The organism is Blastopirellula sp. J2-11 (assembly GCF_024584705.1).
GTDB lineage: Bacteria > Planctomycetota > Planctomycetia > Pirellulales > Pirellulaceae > Blastopirellula.
In genome coordinates this window covers 1161093-1178835 of the sequence record NZ_CP097384.1, presented here as the reverse complement: position 1 = coordinate 1178835, position 17743 = coordinate 1161093, and the positions used below count along the sequence as shown (strand labels likewise).

The 17743-nt window shown below is 58.1% G+C and carries 16 protein-coding genes; 5 read left to right on the top strand and 11 right to left on the bottom strand.

The window, feature by feature from the left end; genetic code table 11:
* Positions 1 to 2: 2 nt before the first annotated feature.
* Together M4951_RS04920 and M4951_RS04915 are read right to left on the bottom strand one after the other, a co-directional pair.
* Entirely contained in the window at positions 3 to 458 is a 456-nt protein-coding gene (locus tag M4951_RS04920) for a hypothetical protein (RefSeq protein ID WP_262025364.1), read from the bottom strand.
* 16 nt (positions 459 to 474) lie between these two features.
* Complete coding sequence (locus tag M4951_RS04915; protein ID WP_262025363.1) at positions 475 to 2970, bottom strand: tetratricopeptide repeat protein; 2496 nt, start codon at positions 2968 to 2970, stop codon at positions 475 to 477.
* Between the two features lie 298 nt (positions 2971 to 3268).
* Between M4951_RS04915 and M4951_RS04910 the strand changes: the two genes are divergently transcribed.
* A complete protein-coding gene (locus M4951_RS04910; protein WP_262025362.1) occupies positions 3269 to 3943 on the top strand; it encodes a histidine phosphatase family protein in 675 nt (224 codons plus the stop codon).
* Here the strand turns inward: M4951_RS04910 and lpxK are convergent, their stop codons facing one another.
* The 4 genes from lpxK to M4951_RS04890 all read right to left on the bottom strand — a co-directional run bounded on the left by lpxK (position 3944) and on the right by M4951_RS04890 (position 8275).
* Positions 3944 to 5014 carry a tetraacyldisaccharide 4'-kinase gene (gene lpxK / locus M4951_RS04905; RefSeq protein WP_262025361.1) on the bottom strand — a complete coding sequence of 357 codons (1071 nt, stop codon included), beginning with the start codon at positions 5012 to 5014 and terminating at the stop codon, positions 3944 to 3946. It lies immediately after the preceding gene.
* A gap of 122 nt (positions 5015 to 5136) precedes the next feature.
* Entirely contained in the window at positions 5137 to 5685 is a 549-nt protein-coding gene (locus tag M4951_RS04900; RefSeq protein WP_262025360.1) for an REP-associated tyrosine transposase, read from the bottom strand.
* Positions 5686 to 5808: 123 nt separating this feature from the next.
* On the bottom strand, positions 5809 to 6909 hold the full coding sequence (locus M4951_RS04895; RefSeq protein WP_262025359.1) for an isocitrate/isopropylmalate dehydrogenase family protein: 1101 nt from the start codon (positions 6907 to 6909) through the stop codon (positions 5809 to 5811).
* A gap of 73 nt (positions 6910 to 6982) precedes the next feature.
* A complete protein-coding gene (locus M4951_RS04890) occupies positions 6983 to 8275 on the bottom strand; it encodes a PQQ-binding-like beta-propeller repeat protein (protein WP_262025358.1) in 1293 nt (430 codons plus the stop codon).
* A gap of 211 nt (positions 8276 to 8486) precedes the next feature.
* Here M4951_RS04890 and mdh point away from each other — a divergent pair, with 211 nt between their 5' ends.
* Entirely contained in the window at positions 8487 to 9434 is a 948-nt protein-coding gene (mdh, locus tag M4951_RS04885) for a malate dehydrogenase (protein WP_262025357.1), read from the top strand.
* Positions 9435 to 9664: 230 nt separating this feature from the next.
* On the top strand, positions 9665 to 10396 hold the full coding sequence (locus M4951_RS04880) for an alpha/beta hydrolase (protein ID WP_262025356.1): 732 nt from the start codon (positions 9665 to 9667) through the stop codon (positions 10394 to 10396).
* Positions 10397 to 10482: 86 nt separating this feature from the next.
* On the opposite strand, the gene M4951_RS04875 is transcribed toward M4951_RS04880, so the two are convergent.
* Positions 10483 to 12264, bottom strand: coding sequence for an AAA family ATPase (locus M4951_RS04875; RefSeq protein ID WP_262025355.1), 1782 nt, complete (start codon positions 12262 to 12264; stop codon positions 10483 to 10485).
* 564 nt (positions 12265 to 12828) lie between these two features.
* On the opposite strand from M4951_RS04875, the gene rfaE2 reads away from it, so the two are divergent.
* Together rfaE2 and waaF are read left to right on the top strand one after the other, a co-directional pair.
* Complete coding sequence (gene rfaE2, locus M4951_RS04870) at positions 12829 to 14331, top strand: D-glycero-beta-D-manno-heptose 1-phosphate adenylyltransferase (RefSeq protein ID WP_262025354.1); 1503 nt, start codon at positions 12829 to 12831, stop codon at positions 14329 to 14331.
* A gap of 31 nt (positions 14332 to 14362) precedes the next feature.
* The gene (gene waaF, locus M4951_RS04865; RefSeq protein ID WP_262025353.1) at positions 14363 to 15415 is read left to right on the top strand and encodes a lipopolysaccharide heptosyltransferase II; all 1053 of its coding nucleotides are present in this window, start codon (positions 14363 to 14365) and stop codon (positions 15413 to 15415) included.
* A 205-nt stretch (positions 15416 to 15620) separates the two neighbouring features.
* Here the strand turns inward: waaF and M4951_RS04860 are convergent, their stop codons facing one another.
* The 4 genes from M4951_RS04860 to M4951_RS04845 form a co-directional block, all read right to left on the bottom strand.
* Positions 15621 to 15806, bottom strand: coding sequence for a CsbD family protein (locus M4951_RS04860; RefSeq protein WP_262025352.1), 186 nt, complete (start codon positions 15804 to 15806; stop codon positions 15621 to 15623).
* A 138-nt stretch (positions 15807 to 15944) separates the two neighbouring features.
* Complete coding sequence (locus M4951_RS04855) at positions 15945 to 16130, bottom strand: YqaE/Pmp3 family membrane protein (RefSeq protein WP_262025351.1); 186 nt, start codon at positions 16128 to 16130, stop codon at positions 15945 to 15947.
* 215 nt (positions 16131 to 16345) lie between these two features.
* Positions 16346 to 16594 (bottom strand): hypothetical protein, encoded by a 249-nt coding sequence (locus M4951_RS04850; protein WP_262025350.1) that lies wholly within the window; start codon positions 16592 to 16594, stop codon positions 16346 to 16348.
* Positions 16591 to 17592: an NAD-dependent epimerase/dehydratase family protein gene (locus M4951_RS04845; RefSeq protein ID WP_262025349.1), complete on the bottom strand. Its 1002-nt coding sequence runs from the start codon at positions 17590 to 17592 to the stop codon at positions 16591 to 16593. Before M4951_RS04845 ends, M4951_RS04850 begins: the two co-directional genes overlap by 4 nt.
* Between the last annotated feature and the right edge of the window lie 151 nt (positions 17593 to 17743).

Sequence of the window (17743 nt, the reverse complement as noted above, 5' to 3'; positions counted from 1 at the left end):
ATTTAACCTGCCGTTAAGTCAATGCGGTGAACCGACCCAGACGTTGACGCGTATCCGTCAAGCGCTGCGGTCGAACCTTGGGTCGTTTGCAAACTACGCGAGATCTCATCTCGATTGGCGCGAACACGCCCTTCCGCCTCGGTCTCCATCTGCTTCAGCTCGTCAAGCATCGCTTGACACTCACGCGTCGCCTGGCTGCAGCGATGCCGTTCTAACGGCGATCGCCATTGGCGTTGCTCGGGATCGCATTGGCGATGTGGATCAAGACGTCGATCGACGTCCAACAACATCTCAATCAGCGTCTGCTTCGCGGCGACCACGCGCATCAAATCCGAGATATGGTCGCTATGTCCCGACAACTGCAACTGGCGTCGCGACAACAACTGCAACTTTGACAACAGATCGTGCTTGTGCCCGATCAGTTGCGCAAGTTGGTCGGTTTCGGCGTAAGCATGCATAGCGGTGACGATTCTCTTAAAGGGTGGAAATGAGCCAATCAATAAAGTTGCGCCAGTCATCGGCCGAATCATGCGACGTTTCGCCGTAGTCCGCATCCTCCGGCAATCGATCGAGTACGATCTTGGCTTGTTCGAGCGTCCCTTTCGCTTCAATCGGCTGATTCATCAAGCGATAGCAATTGGCGATTTGTGAAAACGCCTCCAGCGCGATCGGATCGTTTTGATAACGGTTGGAAGCGGTCGAATAGGCTTCGATCGCTTCCGGAAATTGCTGCAGATCAAAATAGGCGGCGCCTTGGGCGAAGTAGCTATTCCGCAAAATATCGGCGTTCACCGGGTGCAGCTCTCCGCGCGTTTCAAACACTTCCGTCAGCTCGTCGACCAGCGAAGCGTAGATCTCCAACGCCGCCTCCAGGTTGTCTTTCACTTCTTTGTCAAAACGAACGCGCTGCGTCTCGATATCGACCAGGCGAAATCGTTTGCGCGGCAGCATGGAAGAACGACGATGGCATTCGGCCGCCAAATAGCGGGCCATTACCGTCTGCGGATCGTCGGGATAACGTCGCACGGCCATCTTCAAGTTCTTGATCGCCATCGAATAGGAGCTGTTACTTTTCTCCAGCAGTTCAAACGCTTCACGCGGCACGGCGGCCGAGTCTTCCAAGATCCCTTTGACGCGGGCTTGCGCTTCAAACATCTCACCTTCCAGATGCAAGACGCGGCCAAGCGCAAATAGCGAGTTTTGCCATTCGGTCGACTGCGGCTCCAAGCGGCCATCATTGAGATTGGCTTGCAACATTTCTTCCGCCAACGTCACGTCACCCATTTCCAGATAAGCTTCAGAAGCGAGTAACCGCGCGTCGTAAATAACCGGATCGCGGGGATAGAAGTCAAGGCATTCATGAATCAAATCGAGCGCTTCGTCCGCACGATCCAGGGCAACCAACGCTCGGGCTTTCGCGACCAAGGCCCGCGGCTGACGCGAACGCTCTTCGTACTGGCTATACATGTCCAGCATCTCGATCGCTTTGGTGTAGTCTTGCCCGTCGATGTAGGCGTCGGCGCTTTTCCACAGCTCTTCGGTGTAGCTGCGGGCCGAAAACCGTTCGGCGGCCAGACGTTCGTAGATGCGGCCAGCGCTGCGAAATCGCTCTCGCGCTTCTTTGCGCAGGAGATCCGCCTCGGCGAGCTTGGCGGCTTTCGCCTGCCCAAGGATCGTCTCGCCCCAGCGGACCAAGATATCTCCTTCGGTCTGCAGCGACTGATCATGCGGGAACGGCGGCGTCAACGCTTGAGCGATTTCGACCGCGTTTTGAAACTGATTCTTTTCCAAAAACTGTTCGATCGCGGCGGTCACCCCGATCCGCAGTTGTTCAATCGTTAGATAGGGATTACGAAACTCCGGCTCCAACGCGGCGTCTTGCAGCGTGCGGCGATAAACGTCAACCGCTTCGGCGTAGCGCCCCGCATCTCGCAACAAGCGTCCTTCCAGTACGCCGGCTGCGATTCCTTCCGGCGTACGAAAGTAGATCTTACGCGTCCGCGACGCTTGACTCAAAGCCGCTTGCTTCTCTCCGGCCTCATCCAGCGCCACCGCCAACAAATAAGAAGAGGCGCGTGTCGAATCGGTGCCGACCAATTGGTTGTCCGCCGCTTGCCGCAGCAGATCGATCGCGGCGTTCAATTCTTGTTCACGATCAGGGCCATCCAGTTTCGCGCGAGCCAGGTCGACCTCTCCCAGCACGATGAGCGAATCAATGTAGACCGGCGAGGTTTTTGCGATTTCGGCGACGGCGGCGACCGCATCATCCAGTCGCTGCAGCCGCAGCAAGATCTTCGCACGTCGCAACATCGCGGCGTCGCGCTGCTGTGGAGAGAGAAGCTTGACTTCCAGATACTTGTCAGCCCACGTTAACGCATCCCCCAGTTGTTGATCGCTCGAAGCGGCGTCGGCCAGGTAGGCGCTGGCCAGCATGTCTTCGATTTCACGACGATATTGGGGGGCCGCTTCATAGGTTTTCAGCAGCACCGGAATGCTCTTTCCGTACTGTTTGCTCAAGACCAGACTGCGGCCGAGCATGTAGTTTCCTTCGGTCGCATACCCTTCGGGATAACCCAAGTCCGAAGATTGTCGCAGATAACGAGCGGCGATCATAAAGATCCGCTGCTTGTCTTGCTCACTCCAGAATTGGTCCGAGTCATGGTAGGCGATCGAACCAAGCACATAGGGTGGTATCGCTTGCTCGGGCTCCGGCAGTTGATAGTTGCCGACGAACGACTCGGCGATCCGTCGTGCGTCGCCGTAGTCGCCCTCTTCGAGCTTTTCGAGCGCCGTATAGATCGTTTCTCGACTGCTGCTGGAAGCATGGGGGGCCAAAATAAAGGCCAAGCCGCCCAGTACGCCAGAGAGCAAGACGCCGACAATCACCACGCGCAGCCGCATGCTGAGCCAACCCTTTTTCGGGGCGACCTCAGCTTCCGGGGCGATATCTTCCTTGATTTCGTCGGCCATCGGTTGCGGAATTTGTTTTTTCTTATCTTTGGCTCAAGCGGCTTCGGCTTCCGTGCCGATGCTAGAAGTGGGGCGGTAGACCCTCTTCTCTTCGTCTTGGCGCAGCAGGAAGCGCAGGTTCGCACTTCTCGCGGGAGGCATAAATACCTAAACTCCTCGCTCGGCGTCAATACGTCTCTGTCGCCCCCCTCAGTTGGCGACGCTCGCCCGAGCGCCAGTTCTCGACGCTAGCGGCTCAAAAAAGTAGGATGGCGGCGCCTGCACTCTATTTCCTTCCGTCAACGATCGATCGCCGCCGATGTCTGCTGATTCCGCCAAAATTACGACCTGGATGTACCTGATCCGGCATGGCGCCACCGCCAACAACATCAGCCGACCACCGGTGCTGCAAGGTTGCGGCATCAATGGCCCGCTCGTTGACATCGGGCTGCGGCAAGCGGAGGAGACCGCCGCGTTTCTCGCCAAAATTCCGCTAGCAGCGATTTATAGCAGTCCTCTGCTGAGAGCGATGCAAACGGCGGAAAAGATCGCCGATGGTCGCCAATTAACGATTCAACCGGCCGAGTTGCTCCAAGAAGTCAACGTCGGCCGCTGGGAAGGAAAAGACTGGGGCTGGATCGAAGCGAACGATCCCACTGGCTACCAATTGCATCACACGAGCCCGGCTGAGCATGGTTATCCCGAAGGGGAAAACCTGACCCAAGTTCAAGCTCGCGTCGTACCGCAGTTGGAACAAATCCTTGACGCACACGTGCAGCAGCATGTGGCCGTCGTGGCGCACAACGTGGTGATCCGGTCGATGATCGCTCACCTGCTTGAACTGCCGCTCGACCGTGTCGGCCATATTCATCACGACAACTGCGGCATTACGCTGGTTCGTCGTCGCAACGGCAAAACGAGACTCATCTCGGCCAACTCGATCTTTCATCTGACTTCCGAAACGCCGCGCACGCATTCCGGCGAAACCTATTAACTAAAACGCGTCTGGCGGAACCTGGGCGACCAGTTTCCTTAACTGTTCTTCCAATTCGGCTTGCCCGACGGTGATCTCCGCTTCGATCACGATCGCGGCCAGCGGCGTTTCTCCCAGTTGGTTGACGCCCACTTTGACCAGATCTTTGTGGGTGCACAGTAGAAAGTCGACTCGCTGCTTACTGACCCAATCTGTCAGCGCCTCGATGTCAGGCGCCCTGTAGATATAGTGATCGGGGAACGGTTTCAGCTCGATCAGATTTGCGCCGCAACTGCTGATCGTGTGGCGGAATCCAGCGGGATTGCCGATCCCGCAAAAGGCCGCAACCCGCTTGCCTTGCAACTGATCCAGCGGGAAGGTGTCGCCGTCGGCATTCCGCAGATGGGCCGGACGATGCGTCATCTCGATCCAGATCGCCTGGCTGTTGTACTGCCGAGCCTGGTTATGAATTTGCTGACGCACTTCCGCCGAGACCGCGTCGGCACGGGTCAGCGCCAACACATCGGCCCGAACGAGCCCTTCCAGCGGTTCACGCAGCATGCCGCGAGGAAAGAGATAGCCATAGCCGAATGGTTCGGTCGCGTCGAGCAGCACGATATCCAGCGAGCGAGCAATCCGCCGATGCTGGAAGGCGTCGTCCAACAACACAACTTGCGCGGCCAGCTCTTCTATCGCCACCTTCGCCGCGGCGACACGGTCGGGGTTTTGCAGATGCGGCACATCGGAGAGCAAATCATCCAGCTCCCGAGCTTCGTCGTTCAGCTCGCCTTGCTCGGCGCCATACCCGCGACTGATTAGCGTGACCCGAATGTCTTGTCGGCGAAACCAACGCGCCAGCCAAGCGGCGGTCGGCGTTTTGCCGGTTCCGCCCAACGTGATATTGCCGATACTGACGACCGGCGCGCCAACCTCTTCGCTCGGCTTCGATCCGCGATCATATTGCCGATTGCGATAGCGCACGCCGACACCGTACAGCTTCGACGCGGCCAACATCATGCTGCGCATGACGAACCCGCCCAAGCCTTTCCGCCGCCCGCTGGCGTAATCTTTAAAATCTTCGGCCGTTAGCAAAGTGTGGCCTCGTCGTACATCTATCGAAAGAGGTGCGTCTCGACGCACCCTCACTTGCAACTTCATGTAGGGTGCGTCTGGACGCACCTGAATCGCTAACCCGCACCGCTTCCCCATCAACGCTATTCGAAGCGAGAAAATTCATCGCCATACCAAGCATCACTCGATCCCCAATTAGGATCATACTCACCAAGTCGCACATAGCGATGAAACGAAGACCAAGGCCAATCTCGAACTCGCGGCGCCAATTTGTGCTTGACGGGATTCACATGAACGTAGTCTAAACATCGCTTCAAATCGGCCTCATCGCGACACATATGCTCAAAGAACCGGCGTTGCCAAACGCTTTGTTCCTGCCGCAACTGTCGGCTTCGCGTCGAACTGCCGTTCTGTCCACCTTCTGCAATCCAATTCCGTGTGAAATGTCCTTTGATTCGTCGCCATCGCTTCGAATAGTCATTCTCACGATGAGGTAGTTCCCAGATCGCATGCAAATGATCCGGCAGTAGTACAATCGCAATCGTCTCGAAGGGAAACTTCTGACGAACATCTTTAAATGCTGTTCGCAAGCACTCTCGCCCTAGATCCGTCGTCAGAATTGGCCGTCGCTCATGGGTAACGACGGTGAAGAAATAGATTGAGCCTGCTCGCCATCGTCGGTACTTGCTCATTTCCGCTTGCTCGCTATCGAAAGAGGTGCGTCTCGACGCACCCTACCCCGAGGCGTTACCGAAAGAAGGGGCCGTTCCTATTGAAACGGCCCCTTGGATGCGGAACATCATTCGCCAAGACGACTAGCCGCCCAACTTGGCGCAGATCGCAGCGGCCATCTCTTGCGTGCCGACGGCGGTCGGATCGTCGCGATTCGGCTTCAAGTCGTACGTGACGTGCTTCCCTTCGGCGATCACGTCGGCGACCGCTTTCTCCAAACGGTCGGCGGCGTCGATTTCGCCCAGGTGACGCAACATCAACATGCCGGAGAGGATCAGCGCGACCGGGTTAACCTTGTTCTGCCCTTTGTATTTCGGGGCCGAACCATGGGTCGCTTCAAACACGGCGCCTTCGGGGCCCAGGTTGGCGCCCGGCGCAACGCCCAAGCCGCCGACGATACCGGCGCCCAGGTCGCTGAGAATATCGCCGTACAAGTTCGGCAGCACGATGACGTCATACAGTTCCGGCTTTTGCACCAGTTGCATGCACATGTTGTCGACGATCCGTTCTTCGAACTCGATGTCCGGATATTCTTTGGCGACTTCGGTCGCGGTCTTCAGATACAAACCGTCCGAGTACTTCATGATGTTCGCTTTGTGAACGGCCGTCACTTTTTTGCGACCATTCTTTTGGGCGTAGTCAAACGCACAACGCACGATCCGCTGCGTGCCGCTGACGCTCATCGGTTTGATCGAAACGCCGGTCTCTTCACCGCCGGTTTTGATCTTTTTGTCCGACGGCAAGCTGTTGATGTACTCAATCAGCTGCGACGTCTCGGGCTTGCCTGCTTCAAATTCGACGCCGGCGTACAGGTCTTCCGTGTTTTCACGGACGATGACGATATCGACGTTCAACTCACTGAAATAGCTGCGAACGCCGGGGTAGTACTTGCAAGGGCGAATACAGGCGAACAATCCCAGCTCTTGTCGTAGATGGACGTTGATGCTGCGAAAGCCGGTGCCGACCGGCGTCGTGATCGGCGCCTTCAGCGCACAACGCGTGCGACGAACGCTATCCATGACCGATTCGGGGAGCGGAGTGCCGACCTTCTCCATGATGTCGACGCCAGCTTCTTGCTCATCCCAGTTGATCTTCACTCCGGTCGCGTCCACGCACTTGCGCGCGGCTTCGGCCAGTTCGGGACCGGTACCATCACCGGTGATGAGCGTCACTTCGTATGCCATTATTCACACCCTATTGCGCTAAAAGATGCCGAAAACTGTCCGTTAAAATGGTGAAGATTACCACAGCGGTTCGTCACCGTAAACGGGGCCGTTCGTTGGCGATGCAGTACAAAAACTTGTTACTTCGCAGATACATTTTGCCGCCCGAGACGGCCGGACTGCCGTTAAAAACTCCATCGTCTCCGCTGATCACGTTATGTGCTAGTAGTTTAAATTCAGGGGTAGCGGCCAGCACATAGGCGCCGGCGTCACGGCTGACGTAATACAACTTGCCGTCGGCGACAATCGGCGAGGCGTAAATCAGACCCGGTCGCGGTTCGAGCCGCTCTTGGTATTGGATTTCGCCGGTCTTCGCGTCCGCACAATAGACGATCCCCTTCCCTTCGCTGGCCCAGTACAGATACCCTTCGAAGTAGACCGGCGACGAGACGTTCGAGCCTTTGTCCTGCTCCCACAAACGATGCGTTTCAGAAACGTCGCCGCGGCCGCCTGCTTTGATGGCGACGGCGGTGCTTTTGCGAGCGCCGATCGCATAGACGATTCCCTCGTGGGCGATCACGCTCGGGCAGATATAGTCATCAATTCCCGTGCAAAACCAAAGCTCTTTGCCGGTCGCCGGATCAAGGGCTCGGATCGTTCCTTGCGAGCTGAAGACCAGCTCGTGCTGGCCGTCCACCGCGACCAAACAGGGCGTATTCCAGGCTCGGTTGACCTGATCAAACCGCCAACGCTCTTGGCCGGTCTTCTTATCCAACGCGACAATTGCGCCGCATTCGACGAAGCCATTGAGGATCACCAAATCTTCATACAGCACGGGAGAGTTGGCCGTACCAAAGGCGTGGGTCTTGTCTCCCAAGACCTTTTGCCACAGCAGTTTGCCGGCATGCGAGTAGGCGGCGGCGCCGCCGCTGCCGTAGTAAACATAGATGCCGGTATCATCTGCGACCGGCGTGCTGGAAGCAAAACCATGCAGCGCGACAAAGCCGCGGTAGTCAGCCGCTTTGTCGGCGTTCTCGGTGTTGGCCTCGTCCCAGATCACGTCGCCAGAGGCTTTATTCACGCACCTCAAATGACGCTGCAGATTCTCTTTTTCGCCTGGTTCTTCTTCACTCAGCCCATAGCCGTTGTAGTAGGTGAGATAGATGCGATCGCCAAATGCAATCGGGCTCGACGCGCCGAAACCGGGCACCGGTTTGCGCCAGACGATATTTTCTTCTTCGCTCCACTCAACTGGCAACTGGGTTGATCCGGCGTTTCCATCTTGCTGCGGCCCCCGAAATTGCGGCCAATCGGTCGGCTGGGCGGCCAGCGCAACAGGTGCGGTCAGCAACCAGATTCCGCAGAAAAAAACAGCAGTCCGAATCATAGGTCGACTCCGGCGAGTTTAGATGCGAGAAAGTAAGAATCACCGCGGGCGCCACGCCGCATGATTGGCGATTATAGCCGAAGTTCGCCCCCCTGGCGAAGGCGCAGTCTACTTGACTTCTGGCGTCAGAGGCCGATATTCACCTGTTAATCCTGAACGCGTCGGCGCCAGGAAGAACTAGACCCAACCGCTGCAAGACGGAGAGACGACCATGCGACGTGCCAAAATCTCAATCATCGGCGCCGGAAACGTGGGCGCAACCACGGCTCACTGGTGTGCGGCCGCTGAGCTGGGCGACATCGTATTGCTCGACATTCCCCAGACCGAAGACATGCCCAAGGGCAAAGCGCTCGATCTGATGCAATCGTCGCCGATCATGGGCTTCGACAGCAACATCATCGGCGCCAACGACTATGCCGACACCAAGGACAGCGACGTGGTCGTCATCACCGCCGGCCTTCCCCGCAAACCGGGCATGAGCCGCGATGACCTGTTGGCGACCAACGCCAAGATCGTCTCGATGGTGACTGAGCAAGTCGCCAAGTTCAGCCCCAACTGCGTCATCATCGTCGTCAGCAATCCGCTGGACGCGATGGTGCAACAAGCGTTGAAGGTCAGCGGTTTCCCGCCCAGTCGCGTGCTGGGGCAAGCCGGCGTGCTCGACACCGCTCGTTATCGCACCTTCCTCGCGATGGAACTGGGCGTCAGCGTCGAAGACGTCTCGGCTCTCTTGATGGGCGGCCACGGCGACACGATGGTCCCGATGCCGACCTGCACGTCGGTCGGCGGCATTCCGATTCGCCGCCTGCTCAGCCAAGACAAGCTCGATGCGATTGTGGATCGCGCTCGTAAGGGGGGCGCCGAAATCGTTGGTCTGCTCAAAACCGGCAGCGCCTACTACGCTCCGGCCGCCGCGACTTCGCAGATGGTCGAAGCGATCATCAAAGACAAAAAGCGTTTGATCCCCTGCGCCGCTTACTGCGACAAGGAATATGGGGTCGGCGGTTACTACGTCGGCGTGCCGGTCGTTTTGGGTTCCGGCGGCGTGGAAAAAATCGTCGAGCTCGAACTGGACGACCAGGAAAAGGCCGATTTCCAGAAGAGTGTTGACGCCGTCAAGGAATTGGTCGCCGCCATGGCGAAACTTCTCGAAGGTTAAAGGGATATTGTTCGCCGCTAGCGAGATTGATTCCTTCTCGCTTAGCTGCTAAAAATATCGACCGTTGCGAGGACGGACAACGATTCGACCACGGCGGCGCAATTGACGCGCTGCAGGATAAAGGGGTCGAAAGGGAGCTGACGTAGCTGCAATTGCGTTATCTCCCGAGAGTTATTATTCTCCCCAACTCCAGTCCCCCGCGAAGACCCACGGCCCGGCGCCAAATACTTATGAAACGCCAAGACGTACTTCCGGCTCCGCTTCCTGGAGCCACCACGCAAGCGGCGCAACAAATTCTCGAGTTCAAGATTGATCGGCTGCAGTCCCGCCGCACTGCCGTCGAATTTTTTACTCCTCAAAGCTACGAGCCTGGATACGCCTATCCGCTCGTGGTTTGGCTGCATGGTCCCGGCGATAACGAACGGCAATTACGCCGCGTGATGCCGCTGACCAGCACTCGCAACTACGTCGCCGCCGCTCCCCGAGCTCCGCGGCATGACGGCTCGACCCCCGGCATGACCTTTCGCTGGGATCAAAAACAACGCGATATCGACGTCGCCGCCGCCCGCGTGCTGCAAACGGTCCGCGTCGCCGAGAAACGTTACAACATTCACCCGCAGCGCATCTTTTTGGCCGGCTATCTCGGCGGCGGAGCGATGGCCCTGCGCCTAGCGCTGCGCAATCCCGAGATGTTCGCCGGCGCCGCTTCGATCGGTGGAGGCTTCCCCCAAGGTTGCTCGCCGTTGTCCCGTCTGAGCGACGCTCGGTCGCTGCCGATGTTGATGATTCATCTGCAAAACAGCAGCCGCTATCCCGAGGCGCAACTCTGCGAAGACCTCCGCCTAGTCCACACCGCCGGCATGAAGATCGACCTGCACCAATACCTGTGCGGCGACGAACTCTCGACCGACATGTTTGAAGACCTCAACCGCTGGCTGATGACCAAGGTCACCGGCGGCTGAGAAGAAATGCGGAAAGCGGAAGCGTTCGGCTCTTTTTTTTTTGCGTCGGGTGGATCGGACAAAAACCTTGGACCGGACAGCGTCGATCATTTCGCGCGGCGGCGTTTGGCTTTGGCGCGCCGCTGGTTGATCTCGCGGCGGCTGCGCATCTTCGGAGGCTTGGACCGGACTGGATTATTTGACCGGACAAAAACCTTGGACAGGACAGAACCATTTTTTTCCGAAGCATCAGACCGGCGATCGCTGGGTTCAAGTAGGGTCCGCTGTGCGGACCAGCGGCCCTGTTGATTGCTTGCAAGTTTTTCCGCGCTTCTGGTCCGCACAGCGGACCCTACGGCTACGGCGAAAACGTTGGACTGGACCGGTTCCTTTTTTTCTATCGGCATGGGCGGGTCGGCCAGGTGGTACCGGGCATAGGCCCAGCGTTTTTCTTCCGGATCGTGACTGGTCTTGGCGATTTCTCCGGCGGCGATCATCTGGTCCCATGTCGGAGCAAACTTGGTTCCGCTGATTCCGCTTTGTTCGCGGATTTTCGATTTGGTCGCTTGCTCTGGATCCATGCGCGTGATCGCGAGCCGAATTTTCGCTTGCAATTTTTGCTCCTGCGCGGCCGCATCGCAGGCAGCCGCTTCCGCTTCGATCGACTCAACATCGCGCAGCGTTACCCGCCAACTTCTTCCCTGCGGATCTTCCAAATTTCCTTCGTCGATATCGACGCCCCAAACTCCTCCTTGGCCGGCGCAGCCGCCGAACGACATGCGTAACCGATGCTGACCGCTGCCGGGCGAATAATTTTCGCAGCGCTGAATCAACATCCATTGCCGCGCGAAATCGAGACTCGCCGAAACATCGGTCGCCAGAGTCGCGTTGCGGGGGATCGCTTGGCGAGACTGACAACACAAAATCGGCGTCGCTCCGGCCGTGATGCAGCAGCGGACCAGGTCGTGCAGTTGCTCTGCTTGCGTCTGTTTGTCGGTCGAAGTGAGACGCAGCGGATCGATCACAATCACTTCGAGTTGATGACGGCGAATCCACGCCCGCAGATGATCGAGGTGGGCCGGATCGGAAGCGTCGGCGACCGCCAACGACCAAATCAGATTCGGCAAATTGCCCGGGTCGACGCCGCTGGAGTCGCTCCACCGCCGCGCGAGATCGGCCAGCGCTTGCCGCTCGTCATGCTTGCTGACATAGCCGACGCGAAACGGACGCTCGACAGCAAACTGCCCCAAAAATTGGCCGCCGCGCGCCAGCGCCGCGCACAAGTCGACGGCGATCGAGGACTTCATGCTTTTGCTCGGCCCGACGATCACGGCCGGTTCATACCGCACGAACATCCCCGGCAACAACCACTCGAGCGGCTCTTGCTGCGCGATCAATTGATCGGTGGTCAACGTTTGAAACGGACTGGCGCCGCCGGCGATGTCGAGTCGGACGAGTCCGCACTCCGGCGACAATTCGATCGCCGCTTGATGCGCTTCAAAACGTTTTTGCAGCGTCTTGGCATAGTCGTCAAAATTTTTGATTTGGCCGCAGCAAAGCAAGACGTCGCACAACATTTCGATCGCGCTCTCTTCGTGATAGCCTGCTTGCGCCAACCGACGGAGGAGCTCTGGCAGGTCGTCGCAGCGGATCCGTTTGTTCCGCATTTGCAGCATCGCAACGCAAATGTCGTAATGCGACTGATGTTGAAAATATTCAGACCGAACGTTGCAATTTGTGAAGAGATCGGACCGCATCAAAACCACGGCCAACCAACGCGCTTCGGCGATTTCGCCCCGCGTCAGATTGCGCGTCTGGAAGTCGACGCGCCACGTTTTTTGGTCATTGCTTAAACGTGCGATCAGTCGACGAAGTTCGTTGAGCGTCATGCAAATTGCCCCCCACGAAAAGTCCAAACAGCAAACCCGCGCAGCGAAAAACCGCCGCGAAACCGACAGTTTTTGTAGTCGACCCCAACTCCGTGCGCTTCGTCAAGAGACAATTTTTGAGGGCCAACGCGGCTGGTCCATAGTCGCCTTTCGCTCCGCGAAAGCAGCGCGAGCTATAGGACGCTACTTTCGCGGAGCGAAAGGCGACACTGGGGTCTTAAGTGGGTTACGCAAACCGATCGTGTCGATTGTTGGCGGCGGAATTTGATCGCGGTTTTCTCCACCCACCCTACGAGACTACGATTTTTTGGGAGCGAAACCAGCTCCGTGCGCTTCGACAAGAGACAACTTTTTAGGCCTGGGCTGAGCGGCATTTTTTTGGGGGGAAAATGCCGCTCAGCTAGCACGCGATAGGGTCGCCTATGTGGACCATCCGAGTCGTTCACGGTTCTTGGTCCACATAGCGGACCCTACGGCTACCTATTCTTCCCCGACTTCGTCTTTGTCGATTGTTCCACTTCTGGTAAAACTCCAGCGTGAATGACCATCGTCAAGGATGACGCTATGAATAATGAGTCCCTGTTGGCCGCATTTCAGCGGCTTGGGCGCCCCAAAGTGTTGGTCCTGGGGGACCTGATTCTCGATCGCTACACCTATGGTGACGCCGAGCGCGTCAGCCAAGAGTCGCCGGTGATCGTGCTGCGCGCCGATAGCCACGAGCTGCGTCTCGGCGGAGCGGCCAACGTCTGCAATATGCTGCGCGGGCTCGAGTGCGAAGTGATCGCAGCTGGCGTTGTCGGCGCCGACGCCGCTGGCGGCGATTTGACCGACTTGCTGGAAAAGACCGGCGTCGACGCATCACTCTGCCTCACCGACGCATCGCGTCCGACCACGCTGAAAGAACGCTTTGTTGGTCGCGCCGGAGCGCGGCACCCCAGCCAAATCTTGCGTGTCGATCATGAGACGACCGACGCAGTGAGCGGCGACATCGAAGAACGCTTGCTGTACGGCGTCGTCAATCGCCTGGACGACTGCGACATCGTGCTGATCTCGGACTACGCCAAAGGAGTTTGCACGCCGGCGATTTTGCAAACGCTGATTCGCTGCGCCAATGAGCGCGGCGTGCCGGTGCTGGTTGACCCGATGAAAGGCCGCGACTTCGGCCGCTATCGAGGCGCCGACCTGATCAAAGCGAACCGGATCGAGACCGAAACCTGCACGGGCCGAAAAATTCGGACCCCCGACGAAGCGTCGCTCGCCGGCCAAGAACTGTGCGCCGCTTTGCAATTGGAAGCGGTGATCGTCACGCTTGATAGCGACGGCATGGCGCTGGTCGAAAAAGGAGGCGCGGCGACGCTCTTCCCAACCGAGGCTCGCAGCGTTTACGACATTACCGGCGCTGGAGACATGGTGCTGGCGATGCTTGGCGCCGCGATCGGATCGGGCTTAAGCCGCGCCGAAGCGGTTCGCCTGGCGAACGTCGCGGCCGGGCTCGAAGTGGAAAAGATCGGCGTCGCGGTGATCCCACTCGACGAGATCGAAGCCGAACTGACGGCCCACCATCAGCCTGGCGTGCGCAAGATTTTGTCGCTGGAGCAACTGGCGCGACAGTCGGACGAATTGCGACGCCGCGGCCAACGAATTGTGTTCACCAACGGCTGCTTCGACCTGCTTCACTATGGGCACGTCAGCAACTTGAACGAAGCGTCGCGGATGGGCGACATCCTGGTCGTGGGACTGAACAGCGACGACAGCGTCGCGCGGCTGAAAGGCCCCGAGCGCCCCGTCATCAACCAAGTGGAGCGCGCCGCGATGTTGGCGGCGCTCTCGTGCGTCGACTATGTGGCGGTCTTTGACCAAGAGACGCCGATCGAACTGATTCAGGCAATTCGTCCCCATGTGTTAGCCAAAGGGGGCGATTATAAGGCGGAATCGATTGTGGGCTACGACTTTGTCACCTCCTACGGAGGCGAAGTGCGGCTGATCAACCTGGTTGACGGCCATTCGACGACCGACATTATTCGTCGCGTCACCGAAGCACAACCGCCGCGCCGTCAGGCTGCGTGACGCCCGAGTTCCTCCTTTCGCGAGAATGCCGATGAAAACCGTCGTCGTGCTGCCGAACTGGATTGGCGATGTCGTCATGGCGACGCCTGCCCTGCGCGCGATCCGCGCCCAATCGCAACCCGGCGACGAGATCGTCGGCGTGATGCAGCCGTATGTCAAAGATGTGCTGCGCGGGACCAATCTGCTGGATCGCAGCGTCTATTGCAGTAAAAAAACGTCCGATCGACGGCGCCGCTTTTGGAGCGTCGCTCAGCAACTGCGACGGGAAAAATTTGACCAGGCGATCCTGTTCACCAATTCGCTGCGGACGGCGGCGCTCGTTTATTTCGCCGGCGCCAAACGTCGCTTTGGCTATGCGCGTAGTTGGCGCAGCCCGCTGCTGACGCATCGCCTGGCGCCGCCGAAGCTGCCCAACGGCAAGTACGCGCCGATCTCAGCCGTTGACTACTACTTGGAACTGGCCGACTACGCCGGCTACGGCAGCACCAACAAACAACCGCTGCTGGCCACCTCAAACGCCGACGAGCAACGGATCGACAAGATCTGGCGAAAGTTTGACTTTGTCGGCAAGCGAGTCGTCGTATTCAATACCGGCGGCGCTTATGGCGCCGCCAAGCATTGGCCGCCGGAGCATTTCATCGCGTTGGCCGAGCAGTTGCTCCAAGATCCCCACGTCGCGGTGCTGCTGATTTGCGGACCGCAAGAACGAGAAACGGTCGCCAAAATCGAACAGGCGATCGATCACCCTAACGCCTGTAGTATGGCGGACGAAACGCTGAACATCGGCCTGTCGAAAGCCGCCGTCGCTCGCGCGGATGTGTTGGTCACAACCGACAGCGGTCCCAAGCACTTCGCCGCCGCGTTCGCCACGCCGACCGTCGCCCTGTTTGGTCCGACCGATCCGCGCTGGGGAAATAGTTACAATCCAGTCGAGACCATGCTGACGCATCCGGTCGAATGCGGACCATGCGTTCGGCGCGTTTGCCCGTTGGGGCATCACGACTGCATGCAGAAGCTGTCAGTCGCCCGCGTTTATCAAGCGGTGCTGGATCAATTGGGCGCAGCGCGTCGCGCGGCTGCGTAATTCTTCGTAGCCCGCAACGCCGGTTTTGCCGTGGCGCTATTTTTGAATCAGCCCCTGGTCGACATCAGCCGCTCGGCGTTAACCGCGGTTTTTTTGTCTTCCATTTTGTCGACAGTCAGTCCTCATCAGAAACCGCGGCTAAGGCCGTGCGGCTGATGATGTGGGGAAGCGAAAAACCGACCAAGGCGAAGCAACGTCTCCGACATCACTTTCGCCCCAGCCAGCGTTGCATCTTGTCTTGTGCTCGGCCCAGCGCCTCTTCGGCTTTACCGGACCAGCGTTCTCGTGTGCCGTGGAAGCGTCGCTTCTGACTTCCGGTCAAGCGACCAAAAGCCTGGCGAAGCGAGCCTTTCCACTGCCGCCATTTTCCATGCATTCGTCGGCGGTTCATGATTTGCGCCTTTCTTTTCTTCATCGCCCGCCAGCGCAAGCGAGGGAAAATCACTCAGCAAGACGACTGCGGTTCGAAGTAGCCAACCTCATTTCCCTCGCTTGCGCTGCAGGCAACGAAGAAAAATGGCTGACGCGACTAGCGCGTCAGGATCACGTACAACGCATGGATGATGCCTGGGATAAAGCCAAACAGCGTTAGCACGATGTTCAACCAAAAATGCAGTCCGAGTCCGACTTCAAAAAAGACGCCGACCGGGGGCAGCAAAATCGCTAACAGGATTTTAAAGATGTCGGTTCCTTCTACTCCACTTGCAACAGCCATGACCGTACTCCTTCGTCGATTTTCGTGTGTGGTGAGAGTATTCACAAATCGCATCGGAGGTGACGCGGTTTGTTAAAACCACATAATCGCAAGGCGCATGCCGAAACCAGAAATCGACGTAAGTCGAGTAATCTCGGTGAGAAAATGAGGCGCTGCGCCCTGCGCGCGATCGGAGTGAGCGGCGGCCGATCAGGAAAGCGGAGCAAGTTTGGCGATTAGAGATCGCCCATGGCGTCCATCTGCCCCGGCTCATTCCACTCGGCCCAGCGTACCCAAAATTCGGGGAGATGATCGCCGTACTGCTGTTTCGCCAGAGCGAAGATCTGTCCCATCGTCAGCTCTTCCATCGCCGGCAGCGGTCGCTGGAGTTTCTCCGCGAGTTCGGCCACCGCATCGTAGAGCGGCGTTCCGGCGGCAAACTGCAAATCAAAGTGATCGTCGTTCGGTTGCTTTTCCCCCATCATGGAGACTCGCGCGTCGTTAGTTCCGCTTTTTTGGCGACGATGACATCGGCGATGATCCCCTCCAAGTCAAACTTTGGACGATAGTCGATCGCCGAGCGCAACTTGGTCAGATCCGGCACGCGGCGGATGACATCTTCAAAGCTGCTGTTGAACGCATCTTCGTACGACTGAAACGAAGGGGTCAGCGTGGGATCAATCGCCGCCGTGACCATCTGAGCTAATTCTAAGATCGTCACCGGTCGATCGCTGCCGATGTTGTAGACCTGTCCGGCTGCGGATGAAGTTCCCATCAGTTGAATCACGGCGTCGACTACGTCGTTGACATGGGCGAAACAACGAATCTGCCCGCCATCGGAGTGAACCGTCGGTCCTTTGCCGGACAACGCCGCTTCGATAAATCGCGGCAACACCATTCCATAGGCGCCGGTTTGACGCGGACCGACCACGTTAAAGAAGCGGCCAATCACCGTCGGCGTCTGTCGTTGACGCCAGTAAGCGAGGGCCAAAAATTCGTCAATCGCCTTCGAAGCGCCATACGACCAGCGTGGTCGCGTTGTCGAACCGAAGACCAGATCGTCTTCTTCAGTCCAGGTCGCTTTGGGGTTCTTGCCGTAGACTTCGCTGGTGCTGGCCAAAAACATCCGGATATCGCGGCCTGCTTCGCGCTGAGCGGCGATCTCGGCCAGCAGCAATTCGGTCGGATAGATATTCCGTTCGATCGTCTGGATCGGCTCTTCTTGAATCAGCGCCACGCCGACCGCGGCGGCCAGATGATAGACTTCATCGGCCTGAACCAATAAGCTTTTGATCAATTCTCGATCGGAGACCGACCCCGAGACGAATTGAAAGTTCTCGTGATCGATCACGTGCGACAGATTTTGGCGACTGCCGGTCGATTCGTCATCGATCGCGGTTACCGTCCGTCCGAGCGACAAGAGCGCTTCACAGAGATGAGAACCGATAAACCCGGCGCCGCCGGTCACAAGCGCATGCGTCATTCAAAACACCGAAGAAAGGAGAGCGTAACCTTCCGCTGCAGCGGTTCATACTAGATCGGCCGCTAGCGAGCTACAACCTAAGCCCCGCCCCAGAACCAGCTTGCCCCTGTTTTCTACTGGCATAATCGGCGCCATCGGGAATAATAGAACG